Here is a 2536-nt window from a genome sequence, read left to right as displayed (position 1 = left end):
GCCTGGTACACCGCCTACACCCCGTACCAGCCAGAAATCTCCCAAGGCCGCCTGGAAGCGCTGCTGAACTTCCAGACCTTGATCAGTGACCTCACCGGCCTGCCGATCGCCAACGCATCCCTGCTCGATGAAGCCACCGCCGCCGCCGAAGCCATGACCTTCTGCAAGCGCCTGAGCAAGAACAAGGGCAGCAACGCCTTCTTCGCGTCGATCCACAGCCACCCGCAAACCCTCGATGTACTGCGTACCCGTGCCGAGCCTCTGGGCATCGACGTGGTGGTGGGCGATGAGCGCGAACTGACCGACGCCAGCCCGTTCTTCGGCGCCCTGCTGCAATACCCGGCCAGCAACGGTGACGTGTTCGACTACCGCGAACTGACCGAACGCTTCCACACCGCCAACGCCCTGGTAGCCGTGGCCGCCGACCTGCTGGCCCTGACCCTGCTCACCCCGCCGGGCGAGTTCGGTGCCGACGTGGCTATCGGCAGCGCACAACGCTTCGGCGTGCCGCTGGGCTTCGGTGGCCCACACGCGGCCTACTTCTCCACCAAGGATGCGTTCAAACGCGACATGCCGGGCCGTCTGGTCGGTGTGTCCGTCGACCGTTTCGGCAAGCCGGCCCTGCGCCTGGCCATGCAGACCCGCGAGCAACATATCCGCCGCGAGAAGGCCACGTCGAACATCTGCACCGCCCAGGTGCTGCTGGCCAACATCGCCAGCATGTATGCCGTGTACCACGGCCCTCAAGGCCTGACCCAGATTGCCCAGCGTGTGCACCAGCTGACCGCGATTCTGGCCAAGGGCCTGACCGCCCTGGGCTTGAAGGTCGAGCAGGAAAACTTCTTCGACACCATCACCCTCAACACCGGCGCCAACACCGCCGCGCTGCACGACAAGGCTCGCGCCCAGCGCATCAACCTACGTGTGGTGGATAGCGAACGCCTGGGTGTGTCGGTGGACGAAACCACCACCCAGGCCGATATCGAAACCCTGTGGGCGATCTTTGCCGATGGCAAGGCCCTGCCAGCTTTCACCCAAACTGAAAGCACGCTGCCAGCCGCCCTGCTGCGCCAGTCGCCAGTTCTCAGCCATCCGGTTTTCAACCGCTATCACTCCGAAACCGAGCTGATGCGCTACCTGCGCAAGCTGGCCGACAAGGACCTGGCACTGGATCGCACCATGATCCCGCTGGGCTCTTGCACCATGAAACTCAACGCCGCCAGCGAAATGATCCCGGTGACCTGGGCCGAGTTCGGTGCGCTGCACCCGTTCGCCCCGGCGGATCAAAGCGCCGGCTACCAGCAACTGACTTCCGAGCTGGAAGCCATGCTCTGCGCGGCCACCGGCTACGACGCAATCTCGCTGCAACCGAACGCCGGTTCCCAGGGTGAGTACGCGGGCCTGCTGGCGATCCGTGCCTATCACCAGAGCCGTGGCGAAGAGCGCCGCGACATCTGCCTGATCCCATCGTCGGCCCATGGTACCAACCCCGCCACCGCCAACATGGCCGGTATGCGCGTGGTCGTCACCGCCTGCGATGCACATGGCAACGTCGACATCGAAGACCTGCGCGCCAAGGCTATCGAGCACCGCGAGCACCTCGCCGCGCTGATGATCACCTACCCATCCACCCACGGCGTGTTCGAAGAAGGTATCCGCGAAATCTGCGGGATCATCCACGACAACGGCGGCCAGGTGTACATCGACGGCGCCAACATGAACGCCATGGTCGGCCTCTGCGCCCCGGGCAAGTTCGGCGGTGACGTATCCCACTTGAACCTGCACAAGACCTTCTGCATTCCACACGGAGGCGGCGGCCCGGGCGTTGGCCCGATTGGCGTGAAATCTCACCTCACGCCATTCCTGCCAGGCCACGCCGCCATGGAACGCAAGGAAGGCGCCGTGTGCGCGGCACCGTTCGGCAGCGCGAGCATCCTGCCGATCACCTGGATGTACATCAGCATGATGGGCGGCGCGGGCCTCAAGCGCGCTTCGCAACTGGCGATCCTGAATGCCAACTACATCTCCCGTCGCCTCGAAGAGCACTACCCAGTCCTCTACACCGGCAGCAACGGCCTGGTGGCGCATGAATGCATCCTCGACCTGCGCCCGCTGAAAGACAGCAGCGGCATCAGCGTGGATGACGTTGCCAAGCGCCTGATCGACTTCGGCTTCCATGCCCCAACCATGTCGTTCCCGGTGGCCGGCACCTTGATGATCGAGCCGACCGAAAGCGAATCCAAGGAAGAACTGGACCGCTTCTGCAACGCGATGATTGCCATCCGCGAAGAAATCCGCGCGGTGGAAAATGGCACCCTGGACAAGGACGATAACCCGCTGAAAAACGCGCCGCACACCGCTGCTGAACTGGTGAGTGAGTGGACGCATCCCTACACCCGTGAACAAGCGGTGTACCCAGTGCCGTCGTTGATCGAAGGCAAGTACTGGCCGCCGGTTGGCCGTGTGGACAACGTGTTTGGTGATCGCAACCTGGTGTGTGCGTGCCCTTCCATCGAGAGCTACGCCTGATCTAACT

The 2536-nt window shown here is 63.6% G+C and carries 1 protein-coding gene; it reads left to right on the top strand.

Annotation, left to right across the window (positions count from 1 at the left end; genetic code table 11):
- Nucleotides 1–2529 (top strand): aminomethyl-transferring glycine dehydrogenase (gene gcvP, locus ACRESD_RS25710; RefSeq protein ID WP_431753472.1); only part of this gene is annotated, 2529 nt, incomplete at its 5' end.
- Nucleotides 2530–2536: the final 7 nt, after the last annotated feature.

The sequence above is a fragment of the Pseudomonas sp. genome, assembly GCF_050739995.1.
Taxonomy (GTDB): domain Bacteria; phylum Pseudomonadota; class Gammaproteobacteria; order Pseudomonadales; family Pseudomonadaceae; genus Aquipseudomonas.
Note: the sequence above shows the minus strand (reverse complement) of the source record. Positions and strands in the feature narration are given on the sequence as shown.